General features: G+C 59.5%; 7 protein-coding genes and 1 pseudogene. 1 reads left to right on the forward strand and 7 read right to left on the reverse strand.

Annotated elements, in window-relative coordinates; genetic code table 11:
* The 6 genes and pseudogenes from KBI52_RS28695 to KBI52_RS28720 all read right to left on the reverse strand — a co-directional run bounded on the left by KBI52_RS28695 (position 1) and on the right by KBI52_RS28720 (position 15,771).
* Entirely contained in the window at positions 1–9,720 is a 9,720-nt protein-coding gene (locus KBI52_RS28695; RefSeq protein WP_210812474.1) for a hemagglutinin repeat-containing protein, read from the reverse strand.
* Between the two features lie 89 nt (positions 9,721–9,809).
* Positions 9,810–10,679, reverse strand: a complete 870-nt coding sequence (locus tag KBI52_RS28700; RefSeq protein WP_173947448.1) for a tetratricopeptide repeat protein — start codon at positions 10,677–10,679, stop codon at positions 9,810–9,812.
* A 14-nt stretch (positions 10,680–10,693) separates the two neighbouring features.
* Positions 10,694–12,484, reverse strand: a complete 1,791-nt coding sequence (locus KBI52_RS28705) for a ShlB/FhaC/HecB family hemolysin secretion/activation protein (protein ID WP_210812475.1) — start codon at positions 12,482–12,484, stop codon at positions 10,694–10,696.
* Positions 12,485–12,576: 92 nt separating this feature from the next.
* On the reverse strand, positions 12,577–14,538 hold the full coding sequence (locus tag KBI52_RS28710; protein WP_210812476.1) for a filamentous hemagglutinin N-terminal domain-containing protein: 1,962 nt from the start codon (positions 14,536–14,538) through the stop codon (positions 12,577–12,579).
* Positions 14,535–14,939, reverse strand: a pseudogene (locus KBI52_RS28715) (invasion associated locus B family protein); the annotation flags it as partial. The pseudogene KBI52_RS28715 and the gene KBI52_RS28710, both read right to left, overlap by 4 nt.
* A gap of 595 nt (positions 14,940–15,534) precedes the next feature.
* Positions 15,535–15,771 (reverse strand): hypothetical protein, encoded by a 237-nt coding sequence (locus KBI52_RS28720; protein WP_210812477.1) that lies wholly within the window; start codon positions 15,769–15,771, stop codon positions 15,535–15,537.
* Between the two features lie 299 nt (positions 15,772–16,070).
* Here KBI52_RS28720 and KBI52_RS28725 point away from each other — a divergent pair, with 299 nt between their 5' ends.
* Positions 16,071–16,298 carry a hypothetical protein gene (locus tag KBI52_RS28725; protein ID WP_173947453.1) on the forward strand — a complete coding sequence of 76 codons (228 nt, stop codon included), beginning with the start codon at positions 16,071–16,073 and terminating at the stop codon, positions 16,296–16,298.
* Positions 16,299–16,381: 83 nt separating this feature from the next.
* Here KBI52_RS28725 and KBI52_RS28730 read toward each other — a convergent pair whose 3' ends face one another.
* Complete coding sequence (locus tag KBI52_RS28730) at positions 16,382–16,540, reverse strand: hypothetical protein (RefSeq protein ID WP_173947454.1); 159 nt, start codon at positions 16,538–16,540, stop codon at positions 16,382–16,384.
* Positions 16,541–16,687 lie beyond the last annotated feature (147 nt).

The following is a 16,687-nucleotide window of genomic DNA, read 5'->3' on the forward strand; positions in this document are numbered from 1 at the left end:
TTACTTCACCACTGTTACCTTCACGACCAGACTACTGCTTCTGGTTTGCGCGTAGGAGATTGCTTTCGCGATATATTCCCATTGCGCCGCAGTTGTTCCCTGGGGAACAGCAACCTGGAGCTCGCGCAGTTGGATCTTGTCAGGATTTACCGACACGCGGTCTAAATTGTTTGTCTTATTGTACGCAAGCACGTCATCGATATTCGCCTTCAGCGAGTAATAGACCTGCTTCGGGTCCGCGAGCTTCGCAGCCGTCATTGTATCCAATGTCTTCGCACTCGTGGCAACACCGCTTGCTTCATCAAAGAAGTCGAAGGTCTTGAAGTTGGCAGGGAGCCTGGACTCTTTTGGCAGTTGTCCTGCCAAATAATCCTCCCAGGGGATGCCCTGATCCAGAATGCCCCCGCCCCATTTGATATTGGCATCAAGAATTTTTGTTCCTTTGAGCGAGATTTTGCCCAAGCCGAGATCAACAGCTTCAGCAATCTTCGGAACTGCGGATTTGAGAGCTTTAAGTGTTCCTTTGCCAAGAGCCCCGCTTGCGCCGCCGGATGCAATGATTGACCCGACTTCATATGCCAGTTCGCCTTCGATGCGCCCCATGGCGACATAATCGCCTCGCTCTGCAGCTTGCGCGTACAGGATGGCCTTATCCTGGACACCATTGATCATCTCCACAGCCGCGCCTTTAAGAGTGCCGGCAGGGTCTTTGAGCATGGTCACAACTTGGTCGCGCATCGCGCCGAAGAACTGCTCCGCCTCCTTGCGGCGTGGATCCTCCGCGCCATAGGTCAAGGCAACGGCATAGCCGCCGAGATCGCCCATCGCCCGCAGGTCGCTTCCGGCTGCGGCAAGCGTTCCTGCTGCAAATCCGATGGAGGCGGCCCCATGTCCGATTGTGCCCCGCTCCAAGATGCCTAAGGCCACCTTTCCTGCCGCATACCAGCAGCTGTCCTGCTCGCTCTTCGTCAGGTAAACGGTCTCGCCGTTGCTCAACTGCACCGGACAGCCGCCGCTGGCATAGGCAGGCGCGAAGAGAAGATCGTGCAGGTTGAAGCTCTGTTGGCCGCAATTCGACAGGCTCTTCGCCAAAGTCTTGTAGTCGAGTTCGCCGCTATTGAGCGCAGCACCGACACGCGAAGCATTTGGGCCGGCGAGTTGGCTCAGGATCCCACCGAGTGCCTTGTCCACCGTCTTGCCGAGCGTGCCGCCCGACGCAAGAAACTGATCGATGCCATTTTTGACATTGGCGGGAAGGTTCTCAAAGTTCCGGATATTCTGTTGAATGCCCTCGAAGCCGGACGCGATCTCCTGGACTGCACTGATCGAGGCATAGACCTCGACCCCTTCGCGCTCGTTCTTGGTGATCACCTGCGCTTCGTCGACATCGCGGTTGATACCCTTGACGTCCTGCTCTTGCTTGTCCGTGTCGCGGACGATGATCGTGCCTGCGCCGACCGTGGCCTGCGTCACCTGCTCGATGTCATGGCTGGCATAGGAGCCCTGCACGCTCACCCCGGGGAGCTTGCCGGGAGCGCCAGGGGTCGTCACGCCCACCTGCGCGCTGATCGATGTGCTCGTGTCGTGGTCGAGGATGTCGCTGAACCCGAGCGTGCCGGTGTCGAGCGTCAGCTGGCCCGTGTCAGCGTTCAGCACCGCGCCATTCAGCTGCGTGTGCTTCTCCACATAGACGTCGAGCTTGTTCGTGGCGAACAGGCCCGTCTGCTCGCTCACCCAGGCCTTGTCCGACGTGCTCCTGCTCCCGCCCGCCGATACCGAGACCCAGGACGGGCCGATGATCCCAATCGTCGCCGAGCCCGAGCCGTTGACCGCCGACGCGCTGCCATGCGCCGTGTCCTGGCGCGAGGCCATCGTCAGATTGCCGCCGATGTCGGCGTCGATGTTCGCGGACTTCACCACCGCGCCGGCAAAGGTGGCATCGCCGCCGGTCTTGAGCGTCGCCTTGCCGCCCGCGCTCAGATGCGCGTTGAGCTGCGTCTCCTGCCAGCTCGACGCCTTGTCCTTGGAGAACCCGCCCTCCACCGTCAGCCCGAGCGTGACCCCCGACGCCCCAAGGCTGCCCGAGAGCCCCACCCCGGCATTCCAGCTCTCGGCCTTGCTCGACGTCTCGGCATAGCTCTGCGCGCTCTCCACCGTCAGCTTGCCCGTCACGTCGATCAAAAGATCCTTGTCGACTGTGATCTGCGTGCCGACGAGATGCGCATCCCCGCCGGCAGCCAGGCCGAACGTGCCGCCCTTGATCGTGGTCGGCACCGCGTTGTAGGCCACCGCCCGGCTCGACGAGGATGAGCCCGAGGCGCCCAGCATCAGGCTCGCGCTCGCCGTCGGATTGGTCAGGCTTTTGAGCGCATCGGTCGCCTGCAGCACGCCCGAGACCTGGCCCAGGATCCTGTAGCCCACCCCGCCATAACCCGACGTGAAGGTGCCCACCGATTGCTGCAGCTGCTGCGCCGCTCCCGTCACGTTCTGACTCACCTTCAGCGTAATGCCGGCAAACATCTCCTTCGACGATTGATACGAGCTCTCCCGGTTCAACCCGGCCAGCAGCTTGATGTCGTCCTTGGCGTCCAGGCTCACATGGCCCTGCGAGAGCACGCTCGCCGCCGTCATGACGATGTCGTCGCCCGCCGTCACCGACACGCCCTTGTCGCCCTTGATGAGCGAGCGCGCCACCGTCACCTTGTCGTCGGCCGAGGACTGGCTCGAGGCATGATAGCCCGCGCCAACGCTGAAGCCGCCGTTCCCGCCCGACCATGTCAGGCCGATGCCCTTCTCCTTCTTCGAAGACGTCGAGCCGGCGGCATCGAACCCCGTGCCGACGATCACGTCGCGCTTGGCATCGAGCGTCACGTAATCCTTGGCCGCCACCACCGAGCCGATGATCTTGATGTCCCGGGTCGCCTTGACCGTCACGTCGCCGTCCGCGCTCAGCGAGGAGGCGACGTTGCGCGCCTCGTAGCTGGTGTTTGCCGTCTTCGTCGAGCGGTAAATGTCGACGCCGCTGCCTGTGAAGAACAGTCCGACGCCGCTCTTCTTCTGCGAGAAGGCGGTCTCCTTCACGTCCTGCTCGGAGAGCACGTGAACGGAGGCCTTGGAGCCCGCGATCGCATGTCCGTTCGCGTCATAGCCGGCCAGAACCGCAAGGTCGTTCTTGGCCATGAGGTGGCTCGCCGCCACCTCGATGTTCCCTGTCTCCGAGCGCACGGTGAGGTTCTTGCCCGCCGACACCACCGAACTCAGGTTCGTGAGGCTATGCTCCGACGCGCTGAAGCTCGACTTGGAGAGAAGGCCGTTCTTCTTGCCGCCCGCCTGCATGTCATGTTCGTCGAACACGGACGCGATGGAGACACCCTCCTTGCCGACGAGCAGCGCATCGCCCTTGGCAGTGACGGTCGAGCCGAGAATGTCGAGCTTCTTCTCGGCCTTCATGACCAGATCGCCGCCGGACGAGACAAGGCCACCCACATGGGTCACGTCGGTGGTCAAGCTCCAGTTCTTGGTCTTGCCCGAGAAAACGCTGTTGGTGATCGTCTGCGCCTCTATGCGGATGCTGCCGCCTGCGGTCAAGGAAAGCCCCTGGCTCGCGATGATGGAGCCGCCGCGGTTGATCAGGTCGCCCTTGGTGGCGATCATCATCGTCTTGGCGCTGAGCATGCCGCCGGCCTGGGTCTCGAACAGGGCCGTCAGCTCGCCGCTTCGGGCGACCCGTTTTTCGTTCAGGAATTCGTTGGCGTCGATGCTCAGAGAGTTGACCGCCAGGATCGTGCCTGTGTTGGTGACCTTGTCGGCCTGGATCGAGATGTCGTTGGCGAACATGGCGCCACCCGTGACGGCGGCGTACTTGGCGAGGTCCTTTTCCGGCAGGATGACCTGGGGCACCAGTACCTTCTTGCCGTTGACGACCTGATATTCGTACCAGAGGATCGGCTTGGTGATCTTGGCGCGCTGCGCTTTCGTCAGCGTGTCGCCGATCTTAATGTCCTGGTTCTCCCGCAGGAAATCGACCGTCGCCTCATACAGCGCCTCCTGCTGCTCCTTGGGATTGCGATACTTCGGATCGAGGATGGCGCGGCCGGTCTGCTCGAGCAGCGCCTGCTGGATCAGCCGCCGTTCAGTGGCGGGATCCGCAAAGAAGGCGAGATCTTTTGCGCTCGCGTTAACCTGCGCGAAGATCCAGCTCGGATTGCGCTCGTTCTGCCCAGACGCGATCGGCGTCGCATAAAGGAAGGACACGCGGCCATTGACCTTCACGTCCTTGTCGGCGGGTCGTTTGATCGGCTTTCCATTCGCATCGACCGATGCTTCGAGTGTGTCCCCTGATTTTCCACTGACATGACCGCTGCTAGCGCTCGGATCCTCGACATAGGCCGGGCCGCTGCCAGGCACGAGGCCCGCGCCCAGCAGCTGAAGAGCATCCGCGAGATCGATGACGGGATCGGGAATATGGGACGGCGCCGTACCGATGTTAGGGTTCGTGATGCCGACCGTGACCGTATGGCTCTTGATGATGATCTGATCGGCCTGGACAGTGCCGTGCTGCGCGTAGATGTTAGAATTATGAGCGTAAGTGCCGCCTGCATAGAAGAGCGCCGGAGTCTTGTCGTAGGAGTGATCGATCCCGTCAAAGATCTGACCGACGTTGGTATCGCCACCCGTCTTGATGATGGTCTCATGGCGTATCAATGTGCGAGCCAGATGCTCGATCTTATTGGCAGTTATAGTTAGGTTTAAACCCGCAGCGACAGTCGAGGCCTCGTTCAGAACCGTACCGGCATTGATATTGATCGATCCATCCGCCTGAATGGTCGACGGCCCCGATGTTTCAAGCTGCTTGGTGAAGAAGCTGGTGTACTTCCAGTCATAAGGGTATCCGGTGGCCGCCGAACCATCGGCAACCGTTTTTATGGCCGTGCGGACATTGCGAAGGTCGTCGCCCACATTGATGGTAAGGTTGCCGCCCGATTGGATGACCGACGCGAAATTGTTCAGATCATTGTGGGCTTGTAGGACCATATTGCCACCGGAATAAATCACGTCTCCGCCGGGCGCCGAGGGGTTATTAGCGCCGTTGGTGATCGATCCACCGGTCGACACGAGGGTGAGGGTTCCGCCCGCGGCGACGACAGCATGATTGAAAATGTTGCCGGCAACCGTGAAGCTCGGGTCTCCCTTGACCTTGAAATCCTGGTCGAAGGTCCATCCCCCCTGCGTCAGGGTGAAATTGAGATTCTCGCCGAAGTTGAACCATCCTTCGGCAATCGTATCCTTCTTGAAGAAACCGGCACTGACCGTCTGAGCATTGACGACGGCCTTCTCCGTTCCTTGCAGCAGGGAGTTCGTCCCGATGGTCAGGGCTCCGGATACATCGACGCTGAGCAGCTTGCTTGAGATCGAGGCATAGTTCGTTCGACTGACGCCTTGGTTCTTCAGGCTGCTGGCCCTGATGAGGATCTTATCCTCGCCGCTGATGACGCCGGCATTGACCATGTCGCCCGTCGAGGTGAGCGAGACTTCCTTGCCTTGGATCGTTCCATCCTGCCGATTGGTGATCGGACCTGCGGTGACCTCAAGTTTCTCGGCCGCCTGAATCACGTTGCTGTTGTCGACTGCGCCGACCACCGTGACCTTTATGCTCTTCAGGGCCTGGAGATTACCCGTGTTCGTCAGCTTTCCTTTGATATCCAGGACACCATTGTACTCACTCTTGACGGTCCCGGCATTCGTGAGATCCCCCATCGCCGTCAAGGTGATCCCGCCCGCGCCGATAACCCCGCCGGCGACGTTCGTGATTTCGTGGGCGGTCAAGGTCAGGAGCCCACGCGCGTCGATCCTACCTGCATTCGCAAACGCGCCCGGAAGGTTGACCGTGAGATCGAACGCGTTCAGCGACGAGGAGGTGGTTCCGTAATAACTGGATGCCTTAAGGATCAGCGTGGCACCGGCGATCTTGCTCTGGTTGATAATCGAGTCTGCGACATCGACCGAGAGAGTTTGATTGGTCGCCAGCGTTCCGGAATTGGTCAGTCCTCCTCCGCCGGTGATCGTGAGAGAAGTGTCTGCTTCGACAGAACCTTGGTTGGTGATGTCTCCGCTCGCCTCCAATTTCACAATCGCGCCAGCCATGCGGCCGGCGCTGTCCCCGACGACGGGACCATTGGAGATGTCGCGTGACTTGATGAAGAGATCCGCTCCGCCGTTCACGAGGCCATTGTTCGTAAAGTCGCCGGTCAGATGCAGGGCCACAGTGCCGCCACCGAGCTTTGCCGACTGCGACGCGCTCGAGAAGGACGACGCCGTCACATCGAGCGCACCAGCCGCAGCCATGACACCTGTCGACACGATGTCCCCGGACGCGGCGTTCAGCGTGAGTTTACCGCTCTCCGCCATGATGCTGCCTGCATTGGCAATAGATCCTTCGGCAGTCAGAACGAGGTCCTTCACCGCCGCGATCGTGCCCTCATTCGACAGAGGGCCCACAGCCTTGATCGTCGCTCCCCCTCCGCCGATCGAGGAAGCAATACCTCGGTTCATCAGTGAGGCCGACTCGACCGTAAGGCCAACCGAGCCGTAGATCGTCCCGGAATTGTCGAGAGCATCGGAGGTGATTTTGAGTTCCTTTGAGGAGAGCTCGGCACCTGCAGTGGCCGTGTAGGAGCCTGCCGTCAGTTCCAGGCTGGAGCCGGAACCAATCTTGCCACTGTTGACTGCATGACCCGAGGCGGAGACGAGGGCATCGACATTGGCAATCAGGGAGCCGCTGTTGACGAGAGTTCCCGTATGGAACGAGATTTTCTGAGCGGATTCGATGGCACCGCTATTTGTCAAACTGCCGAGAGCCTTCTCTGCGCTACCTAATTTGATTGTCTGGGCGAGGATCTGTCCCGCGCGTGTGTCTATAATCGTTGGCCCATTCGAGACCGAAGCCGCCTGAATGTCGATCAGGTCGGAGCCGGAGATGAATCCAAGATTGTCCAGATTTCCGGACAGGCGGAGTGTGACCGTCTTACCGCCGAGTTGAGCCTGCGCTGTGGAGCGATAAGCGCCTGCCGTCAGCATCAACTCCCCGTCCGTTGCAAGAGTGCCGCCGTTGATCACTGTTCCAGCCGCGGAGGCGGTCAGGCCATCGGTGCCACTGACGATCCCCTGGTTGTCGGTATTACCGACCTTGGCGGTGAGCTTGACGGATTTCGCGGTCAGAACACCTGCCGTTCCATCCACATTCGAGGGGCCGAGAAGAATGGAACCGGCAGCGACATCGACACTGGTCTGACCGCTGATCAATCCGAGACTGGAAAAGGCACCGCTTACATCCACCGTGATGGTCGTGCCGCCCAGGCGGGCGGCAGTCGTACCGGACTCGAACGCTGTAGCCGTGATCGCCATCGCCCCTTTCGCGATGAGGTCAGATCCGGAGATTATCTTTCCGCCTGCAGTCAGCGTCAGATCTCCATCGCTGGACAAGAGCGCCCCGGTGGATGTCACATGACCGCCAGCTTTGACGATGAGCCCCGACACGCCTCCGACCGTACCGTCATTCGTCACGCTGCCCTTGATGTCGAGGTCTGCATCGGCGGCCGTGATTGCGCTTCCCACGCCAAGGTTGGACAGAGAGCCAGCCTTCAGGGCAAGGTGGTCCGAGGCCGTCGCCTTTCCTTTGTTCTCGAACAGGTTAGTGACGGTGAGAGCTGCTGTTGCTCCGGATAAAACAGCTGAATCGCTACCAGCACGGTAACTCAAGCTGTGAAGGCTCAAGGCACCGTCTGTCCGAATGCTGTTCCTGTTGGAAATATCGCCGGCTTCCAACGTCAAACGCTCGACACCAAGCACCTGTCCACTGTTCTCAAGCGCACCGGAGAGGATCAAATCAGTCATTTTCGCGGCCAGCTCAGCAGCTGACGAGTTGGTACGATAACTCGTGGCTTTCACATTCAGGGAACCGTCGGTCTGAACGGTTCCATCGTTCAGAATGTCACCCGCAATGATCTTGAGTGCCCGCTCGGATACAATTTGCCCCAGATTCTTGAAACTCCCCGCAACGTTGAGGGACATTTCGGGACCGTAGATGACACCTGTATCGGTGTTGGAGAGCAGGCCGGCCTCGATGACTGTCTTTTGACGGCCATAGATTGTGCCTGCATTGTCGAGATGGTCGCGGAGCGTCAGCAGCACGCTATCTTGCACCAGCTGGCCGGTCTTCGCGTTGATGAAGCTGTTACGGATCGCGAGATCGAGGTTACCGTAATCGAGGATCGTTTCATTTGTGAGCCGATCTTTAGCGTCGATCAGGAGCTGATTCTTGGCCTGAAAGATGGTTCCTTCTCCAAGTTTGAGTTCCTGCCCAGCAACCTTGACACTGTCGTGGGTGGCAATAATCGTCGTGCCTTCCAGGGCGGCGCTCTCAAGGCCGGCAATGGAAACGTCGCTGCCGCTGATCTCAAGATTCTTTCCGCGAATCGCCTTGCCCTCGAAGGCGATTTTACCATTGGATGCGACCACGCCCTCTGCAATCAAGCGATCGCCAGATACGAGACTGACTGCATTGCCCGCCTTGAGCACACCGCGGGCGGCCAGCGACTGAACCGCCTCCATGACGATGGCGTCGCCTGCCGCTAGTTGTCCCTCAACGGACACCGTAATCCGCTTGCCCGCGGCTGTGATGCGGCCGAGGGCTTGATTGTTACCCGCGAGCGTGATCTGTCCATCCGCTTCAATCTGAAGGTCGCCATTGGTTTTTGCGGAAGCAAGGGCCGCGTCGCCAAAGGACTTGATCACAATCGAGGCCGCAGAGGCCGACAGGTCTCCCTTCAGGTCAATCCCAACATCGACATCTCGCGATAAGATCGACAGAGTGCCAGCTGTAATCTTGCCCGTAGCACTCGACTGAATTGCAGAACCTTCAATGATCGGCAGTTTGGAGAGATCGTTCGGAACGATCTGGTCGCCCCTCTGGTCATAGACCATGGCTCCGGCGCGAAGCCGTACACTGTCTTTGGCCTGGATAGGGCCATTGATCTTGAGCTGACGGGCGATGAGGTCCACATCGTCGATAGGCGAGTCCATGCCCAGCAGGCCCTTGCCTGCGACCGAAGCCGTTCCACGGCTGACATCGAATTTAACCGTGCCGCGTTTTTGATCGGGGAGCGGCGTGCCGGTGGAGAGCGTGACGCGGTCGCTGTTGATGAACGAGCACCCGACGCAGCCCACGCCATTGGGATTAGCGATGATGACGTCTGCTTTGCGACCGAACACCTCCGTCGGACCGTTCAGAGTCGATGTGGCGCTGCTGGTTACCTCGTTGAGAATGACACGTGCCGGACGCTGGTTAGCCAAATTCGGGTTCGCGACGACCTTCCCGCCGAGGATCGACGTTCCAGTCAGCTTCGAATTGTTCAGGATGACGCCCCGGGTATCGACGTCATAGCGCTGGAATTTGTTGTGAGAGATGCCGCCGAACGACGGCTTGGCGATGTCGATGACCGGCGTGCCGTTGGCCGAGGCACCGACTTTCGGCTTGAACTGAATGGGCGCTCGAGGATCGGAGATCACTTGGCCCATGGCAGCGGGCGCATAAAGGGACATTACAAGCGATATGATGGCTAAGCCCAGGCCGGCTTTGTGCCCAAGCCCCTGCCGCATGCTCTTGCTGAACGCACGCACCGACGTCTCACGAACAAGTCGGCCAAACACAAGCTTCGACATATCGCTTCCCCCGCCGGCATGGCCGGCATCAGCCCTATTCCTGGTGCAGGATCGGCCTTGGTCGCTCCTGCGTCTTGAACAAGGACGATTTATTCAGCTGCTTTCCAGCTGCGTGCCGCAGCCTGAGCCTTCTCGACATCTTCCGGCGACAGCGCTTCGGAGACGCGCTGCAGCGCGATGCTGGCTTGCGGGTGCTGCCGAGCGGAGGCGAGGTTGTAGTAGAGGTGCGCCTTACCGAGATCTTTCGGTATCGGATTGCCGGCCTCAAGCATGATGCCGATCTCGTATAAGCCAACAGGGTTGCCCTTGAGTGCAGCCTTCTCAAAATAGGCACGGGCCTTCTCAAGATCTTTCGCGCCGTTAGAGCCATCACGATAGGCAAACCCCAGCGCATTCATGGCGCCGATATGACCATGGTCTGCCGCCTTGGCGTAATAGGTCATCGCCTTGGCAATATCCTTGGAACCACCCTGACCCTGCGCCAGCAGACCGGCGCAGTTGAACTCCGCATCCGCATCGCCGAGATCCGCACTCTTGCAAATCATCTCGCGTGCCGTCTTGTAATCCTGGAGCATACCCTCGCCACGAAAGGACATGAGGCCAACACGGTTCATGGCCTTCGCGCTGCCTTTGTCAGCGGCCGCAAGATAAAGAAGACGCGCCTTCTCCGGATCGCCTTCCAAACCGACACCCAGCTCAAGCATGCGTCCAAGATAGAACGCGCCGTCTGCCTGTCCGGCATTGTAGGCTTCATTGAAAGCTTTGAGCGCCGCCTCGTAATTTTTGGCTTCGAGGCTTGCAAGCCCGTCCTTGATCAAGTCGCCCGTTGCGGCAGGTTGCGCCGGCTGCGCAGTCTGAGGCTTGTCGGCGGGCTTTGCTGCCGGCGGCTTAGACTGCGCCAGTGCGGCGGAGCTTATAAGAGCCAGCAAGCTGGCGCCAAGAATCAAACGTATAGACATAGGCGTTTCCTGGATCATAAGAGTTTGACGGATAGGGTGAGATAGGCTTCCGGCGCCCGCCAATTGCTGGTCTTCGGACCGCCGATGCGGTGGACAGGCTCACCGATGCTGGCGTCGAGATTGACCCGGCCATGTCGATAGCGCAGCCCAACGCCAATGCCAGCCCGTTCAAGAACTTCGCGATTTGCGATGTCGTAGCCGGCACCATAATCTGCGAAAACATACGGCTGAAGACCTTGCAGAGTTTCGTATGCGAACACCCAATCGTCCTTCTGCTCTTCGACCAGATTGGCGATTGAAAAAGCTGGGGCGAATTCCGTGCGAACGATTGCACCCCGGTCGGCACGTACTGCACCATTGGTGAAGCCGCGCACGCTGGAAACCGAGCCGAGCACCAGTTGGTCGTCGGAATAAAGGGGATGGTCTGTCCACTGTGCATTGAGATCGATGCGCAACATGCCAATCGTCTCGAAGACTTTCGAGGTGGAGGCTTGCCCATCGATCTTGACAAACCGCGCTCGAGGCGCAGACGGCGCAATATCCGCCGGATCCTCGGTAGCGCTCGTGATCGCGAGTCCCCGATCGAAGCCGATGCCATAACTCAGCTGAAGCGTCTCAAACGTCCGGGTCTCGGTGATACCGATGCGCCCATGAGGAAGAGTTTGCGGCGTCAGTGAGACACCATTCAGGAAGCGTTCATTGTTTCGCCAAGCCAGGGAGTTATCCAGGGTGATCTGCCGCGCCCGGCTGCGGTAGAGAAGATAACCCAAGGCCGCCGTGACCGTCCCGTCCTGGGTGAACATCTCGACCCCTGGTGTCACCTCGCTCAAGGATTCGGAATACCCGGCATCCAACGAGAGCGTAAAGCGCCGGAATGGCACCGAAAATGCGCCACGGATCTCGTTGGAGTCGAGACCACCCGCATAGGACAGACGCCAGGCGTCATTGATTCCGATGAAGTTATCTTTGGCAACATCCAGCTTGAAGCGGCTCGGAATGGTGTTGCCCGACCCGTTGATGTCGGCGCCGTTGAGCTCATAGCCGGCATTTACCCGAAATGAATCCTCGCCGTTGTTCTCGACAACAACGGTTGAGGTGGCTGGCGCACTTCCGGGTTCCAGCTTGACCTGCGCCTTGCTGGAGGCGACCCGATTGATCTGGTCCACGCCCTGCTGAATGGCATCGATCTGAACGACGTCTCCGGAATCCGTGATGAAGCTGTTCCAGAGCTTCGCCTTCGCACTGAGGTCGCCGGGCAGGAGCTGAAAATTATCGAGGGGATCGTCGATCTTGTCGACCAATTGCGATAGGCTCGTGACGAAGCTCCAAGGTCCCTTGGCCTCTTTGATCTTTGTCCAGCCCTTACTGAAACGCTCCCCGACTTCAAGAGCTTCGTCCCCGCGATTTTCGCGGTACAGCACCTTGTCGATCCGCCCCGCGATGACGTTGATGACAAGGATTTTGCTGGCACGCAGATCCTGCTCCGGCAGATAGCCTTGCGTCGCCACATAGCCTTGATCGGCATAGGTCTCGTTGATCGCGGACAGGATCGCTTTGACCTCGTTGTTGCCGATACAGGCCACAGCCAAGGGTTCGAGCTTCTCTCGCAGATCGTTCCCATCGATATCCACGACACCGCGCACCTCGACCTTCCTCACCTCGGAGCAACCTGCGGACCCAGCTTTCGAGATCTTCCGGGTGAGAAATGAAAGGGTGTTGCCTGCGGGATCTGGGCTCGGTGTCGCCGTCACATCGTCCGACCTGGGAGAAGCGCTTGGGGCTGCAATGACGGAATTGGTCAACATGCATGCTCCAGCAGCTGCCAGAATGACGCCAGCCTGAAATCGAGATGTTTGGGGCCACGTGGAATGAGCAGTCTGACGGGACATGGTGTCACTTAATCCAACCAGAGTCGCAACAGGCCGATATGATTCAGCCCGCGCGGGAACTCAGCCTGGGTCGCCTTCCTCTCCTCAATGCCGGTCTGGATCTTAGTTGCGACGTGGCCGTTGATGGTTCCACCATAGGATAGGACAGGGCTGTTGGAGCTGATCGTCACACGACCTACGGGAGCCAGAAAAGATCCGCCGATCGGTGACAGGGAGACAAGGGCTTCAGTGCCGGAGAAGAAGTTGTAGAGGCCAGCCGGACGGTTTACAAAATCCGGAATGAAGGTGGCACGAGCCGCCACCTTTGGTGCAATGACTGAAAGGTTGCCGTAGGCGACGATGTCGCCGCCATTGTCGATCCGCTGACTTGCCTTGATCTCGGCACTGCCAGCAGCATTGATCTTTCCGCCCGATGGTGTGATCGTGCTGGTACCATGGCTTGAGCATCGCCAGTCGCACGTCTTGGTGAATTCCAGAAGGCCGGTATAGACTCCTGTATTGATCAGGGTGCCGGTATCAATGGTCAGGGAGCCGTCAAGCGCGTCGAGCTCACCGAAGTTAAAGACATGGCCGGCTTTGACGTCCAGGGTCTCGCCGGCAATGAAGGCTAGTTGTCCCGGTACTCGCGGGACACCCCAATCGACGACATGCGTCTGGACTCGTTGCTTCCTGCCGAACAGCCGACCGAAGAACCCGGGCGAGCGCTTGTAAGTCACATAGTTCGTCTCTCCGCCTGCCCCGATCGTTGCCATGCGGTTGAATAAGGTGCCGCCAATCCGCAAAACCGTGTTGGCGTTGGAGAGAATCCGTCCTGTGTTGTTGTCGAGATTGCCACCCGCCTCAACATAGAGGTCATCTTTGGACGCAAAAGCGACGGCGAGCCTCTTGGCGTCCTCCGTGATGAGTTTGATGTTGCCCTTGGCCTTGAGAGTGACCCCGCCCAATGCATCCGGATCCTCATCACTGCGCTCAGAACCTGTGACAGCTCCCAGAAGCGTGATGTCGCCGGCATTCGCGAGCAACGTCACGCTTTTGAACACGGAGCTGAGCGTACTTTGACGCTTCGGATCATTGAGCACCTCGATGCCCTGTCCTGCCAGTTTCAAGCTCTTCTCCGCTTTGATCGTTGCTCCCTTCGTCGTGATCTTGCCGTTCGACGAGATCGTGAAATCGCCGATCGTGGCATGTCCCCGACCGGCATAGCTCACACCAGCCCCGCGCGAATTAACGGAGATGTTGACGCGGCTTGCCGAGAGCGAACCGCTCGGCGTGATATCGATCAGAATCGCGTTGGCCGCATCATCGAGATCACGGCGTGTTGCCAGAGGGCGCAGAGTGGACAGAGGAGAGACCGTCGAATCGAGGGTAATTTCGGATCGTCCAGCTACCAGCGCAATGTCAGCACTCGGACTGACGCTGGTATTCTTGACCGGGCCGTCGATTTTCAGCCGCCCGGCAATCAACTGAAGGGTGGTCATCGCGCCGGATAGACCACCGCCCGTGATCGTTATGTCTCCTTTGCCCGTTTCCAGAACCGTGTTGACTCGCCCCGCGCCGGCATCAACGAATCGTATCGGCCCGGCAGACAACGCCACGCCGCCCGTGTTGATGAAGCTGCCGCCATCGACCGTGATGCCGTTCGGATTGGCGATGACGACATGGGCGCGGGACCCGAGTACCTCGACCGGACCGTGCAGGACACTCCGCCGGCTCGACGTGACCTCATTGACGATGGTCGAAGCATCGACGCCGCGATTGTTGAGCCCGAGGCCGGGCTTCGGGGCCGAGAAGTCTTTGTAAGTGTTGTGGCTGATTCCACTTGAATTCGCCGGAGCAATGTTGACCGTGACCCGGCCCGTGTCCGCAGTCGTCGCGCTCGTGCGCGTCGCGCCGTCCGGTACGGCCTGAGCCCAGGCTTGGCTTGCTCCGTAGAGGCCGACGAGCGCAAAAAGAGAGCGGCGCAGCTTCATGAAGTCCGCTCCAGGCGAACCAGAGCGTCGGCCAAGCCTTTGAGCGAAACGGTCACGTCGGCAGACTTGTCCTTCGCCGTCCAGAGCCGGAAGCTGGCCAGCTTGCCGGAACGAAACTCCTTGGGGATAGGACCGGACAGCGGAAAGCCGGCATGGCATCCGGCGGCGTTGCAGGTCTCGACCAGCAGCTTATAGGGATTCCTGCCATCCACTCTCAGCTCGATCCCACGGGCGATGTAGCCGCCGAGCGGGATCGACACGATGGCGACCGGTGCTTGTTGGTCGCTGCGAACGATGGTGACCGCGAAGACAGTCTCATCGCTGCCTTGCACCGTGAGCCGCTGAACGGCACGACAATCGACCTTCCGTGACTGGGAGACAGGTGCAGAGGAGCCCTGGGCAGAGGAGCAGACAACCTCTTAATCGGCGAAGCGCTCTGCCCGAGGCGCTTCCTGTGCCGAGGCCGCGATCTCCATCCATAGTACGAGCGGCACCCATGCCGCTTTCCGCACCTTCATCGGACCCCCAGACAGTGCTAAACGGGTTCAATTTCTTCGGAACCGCACCTAGCGTGTCCGCAATTCAGGATTGCGATATTATAACGTTTATAAGTTGTAAAGGGGAATCTGTCCTCCCCCCGGAAGGGAGGTCCGGAGCGGATCCGACAGCAAAGGCTTCGAACTCACTTTTATGTAACCATACGCTTGCAATGTCCCAATGCTGATATGGCTTTTCCCGATTATGCGCGAGTCGGTCCCTGTTTCCCATTTTAGGGAAATCATCATCAGGCATCGGTCATCTTTGGTGTTTTAGACTCCAAAGATGCTCCAATCCGGCGCGGCAGCACCTCGGAGGGTGACCCGCCCATGCGCAGCTATCCCTGTCTCAAGATCGTGACGCGAACCGAAAGGCGTCTCGGCATCCTGCCGCCGGATGAAACGGCATAGCTTGGCCCCGACGCTCGGTATCCTCATCCGCAGCGTCCCGCCTGGCCTCTCAATCGCCACACCGGACATTGGCATCTCGGCGCAGGGCCATCACGGCAAATGGCACCAGCCGATTGTGAAAGATGGCGGTGAGGGCGAACAGAAACGTGCAGGCCGTGACGGTGGCCGCCAAGTGGGGCAGGAAATGCGCAACGAGAGCGTCGGGAGGATACCCTGGGTGGCCGTGGCTGAAATGCCGGAAAACGGCAAGTCCAATGCCTGCCAGGAAGCCCAGGACGGCCGCCATAGGAACACTCCACGGCTCTGTTGAAGCCAGCCCCCTGGCGATTCTGACCTTCATCGTGATATGCGCCCCAAAAATCCCTGTCTTTGGATACCACTTCCATACCATCCGGGCAAAGCACGTCGTCCAAGTTACGTTAACGGATAGGCCGCCGCATTTATTCCCGGCCTTGGGATCATCCGGTAGCGGTATTGGCAGACGGCTCTCCGGCCTATAGATACCAGAGCAAGACCTTTGCAGGAACGACACCGTCAAGGTCATCACTGCGCAGCCTCTGGCTGCCTTGGCTCCAGAGACGTCCGATGCGCTGCTACTTTCATCTGGTGAACGAGGACGAGACCGTTCCGGATGAAGTCGGCGTTGAGGTCGCAGATCTGGCCAAGGCAGAGGAGATGGCTCGGCGAGCCATCGAGGATATCAGGAATGCGGCACTGGACCTGGGTGCGTCCTGGCAGGGCTGGCGGCTCGACATTGTCGCCCCATCCGGCCAGATCCTCGCGTCCATTCCTCTTGATCCCGTCGTCCACTGACAACGGACGACGGGACAGACGCATCAGGCAGGTCACGGCTTGTCCATAGGAGCCGCTTGCACACCCATCGGACGTCGAGCGACCTAGCCGCGATCCTCGTCCGCTGCCAACTCCTCCAGCTGCTCGGCCGCCTCAAACAGATGAAACTTGGCCTCAAGCAGCGAGACCTGCTCGGCAAAGGCGCGGATCCTCTCGGCCTGCTGACGATACTCGGCCGCCTTGCTAGGGCGGAACGCATCCATAACGCGTGCCTCCGATGACGCTTCTCGCCTACCAACGTCCGTGGGAGGTCGTTCAGTTCCGGCCCGCGCTTCAAATCACGAAGAAATCCTTGTGAGTGAGCTTGAGGTTTTTGCCGAGCTTTGCGAACTCGACGGCGGCCTTGCTGC

The organism is Microvirga sp. HBU67558 (assembly GCF_018069605.1).
Classification (GTDB): domain Bacteria; phylum Pseudomonadota; class Alphaproteobacteria; order Rhizobiales; family Beijerinckiaceae; genus Microvirga; species Microvirga terrae.

Excerpts from the sequence above, each read along its gene's own strand:
- KBI52_RS28695 (WP_210812474.1), bottom strand. The coding sequence starts at position 9,720 with ATGTCGAAGCTTGTGTTTGGCCGACTTGTTCGTGAGACGTCGGTGCGT.
- KBI52_RS28700 (WP_173947448.1), bottom strand. The coding sequence starts at position 10,679 with ATGTCTATACGTTTGATTCTTGGCGCCAGCTTGCTGGCTCTTATAAGC.
- KBI52_RS28720 (WP_210812477.1), bottom strand. The coding sequence starts at position 15,771 with ATGGCGGCCGTCCTGGGCTTCCTGGCAGGCATTGGACTTGCCGTTTTC.
- KBI52_RS28730 (WP_173947454.1), bottom strand. The coding sequence starts at position 16,540 with ATGGATGCGTTCCGCCCTAGCAAGGCGGCCGAGTATCGTCAGCAGGCC.
- KBI52_RS28705 (WP_210812475.1), bottom strand. The coding sequence starts at position 12,484 with ATGTTGACCAATTCCGTCATTGCAGCCCCAAGCGCTTCTCCCAGGTCG.
- KBI52_RS28710 (WP_210812476.1), bottom strand. The coding sequence starts at position 14,538 with ATGAAGCTGCGCCGCTCTCTTTTTGCGCTCGTCGGCCTCTACGGAGCA.
- KBI52_RS28725 (WP_173947453.1), top strand. The coding sequence starts at position 16,071 with ATGCGCTGCTACTTTCATCTGGTGAACGAGGACGAGACCGTTCCGGAT.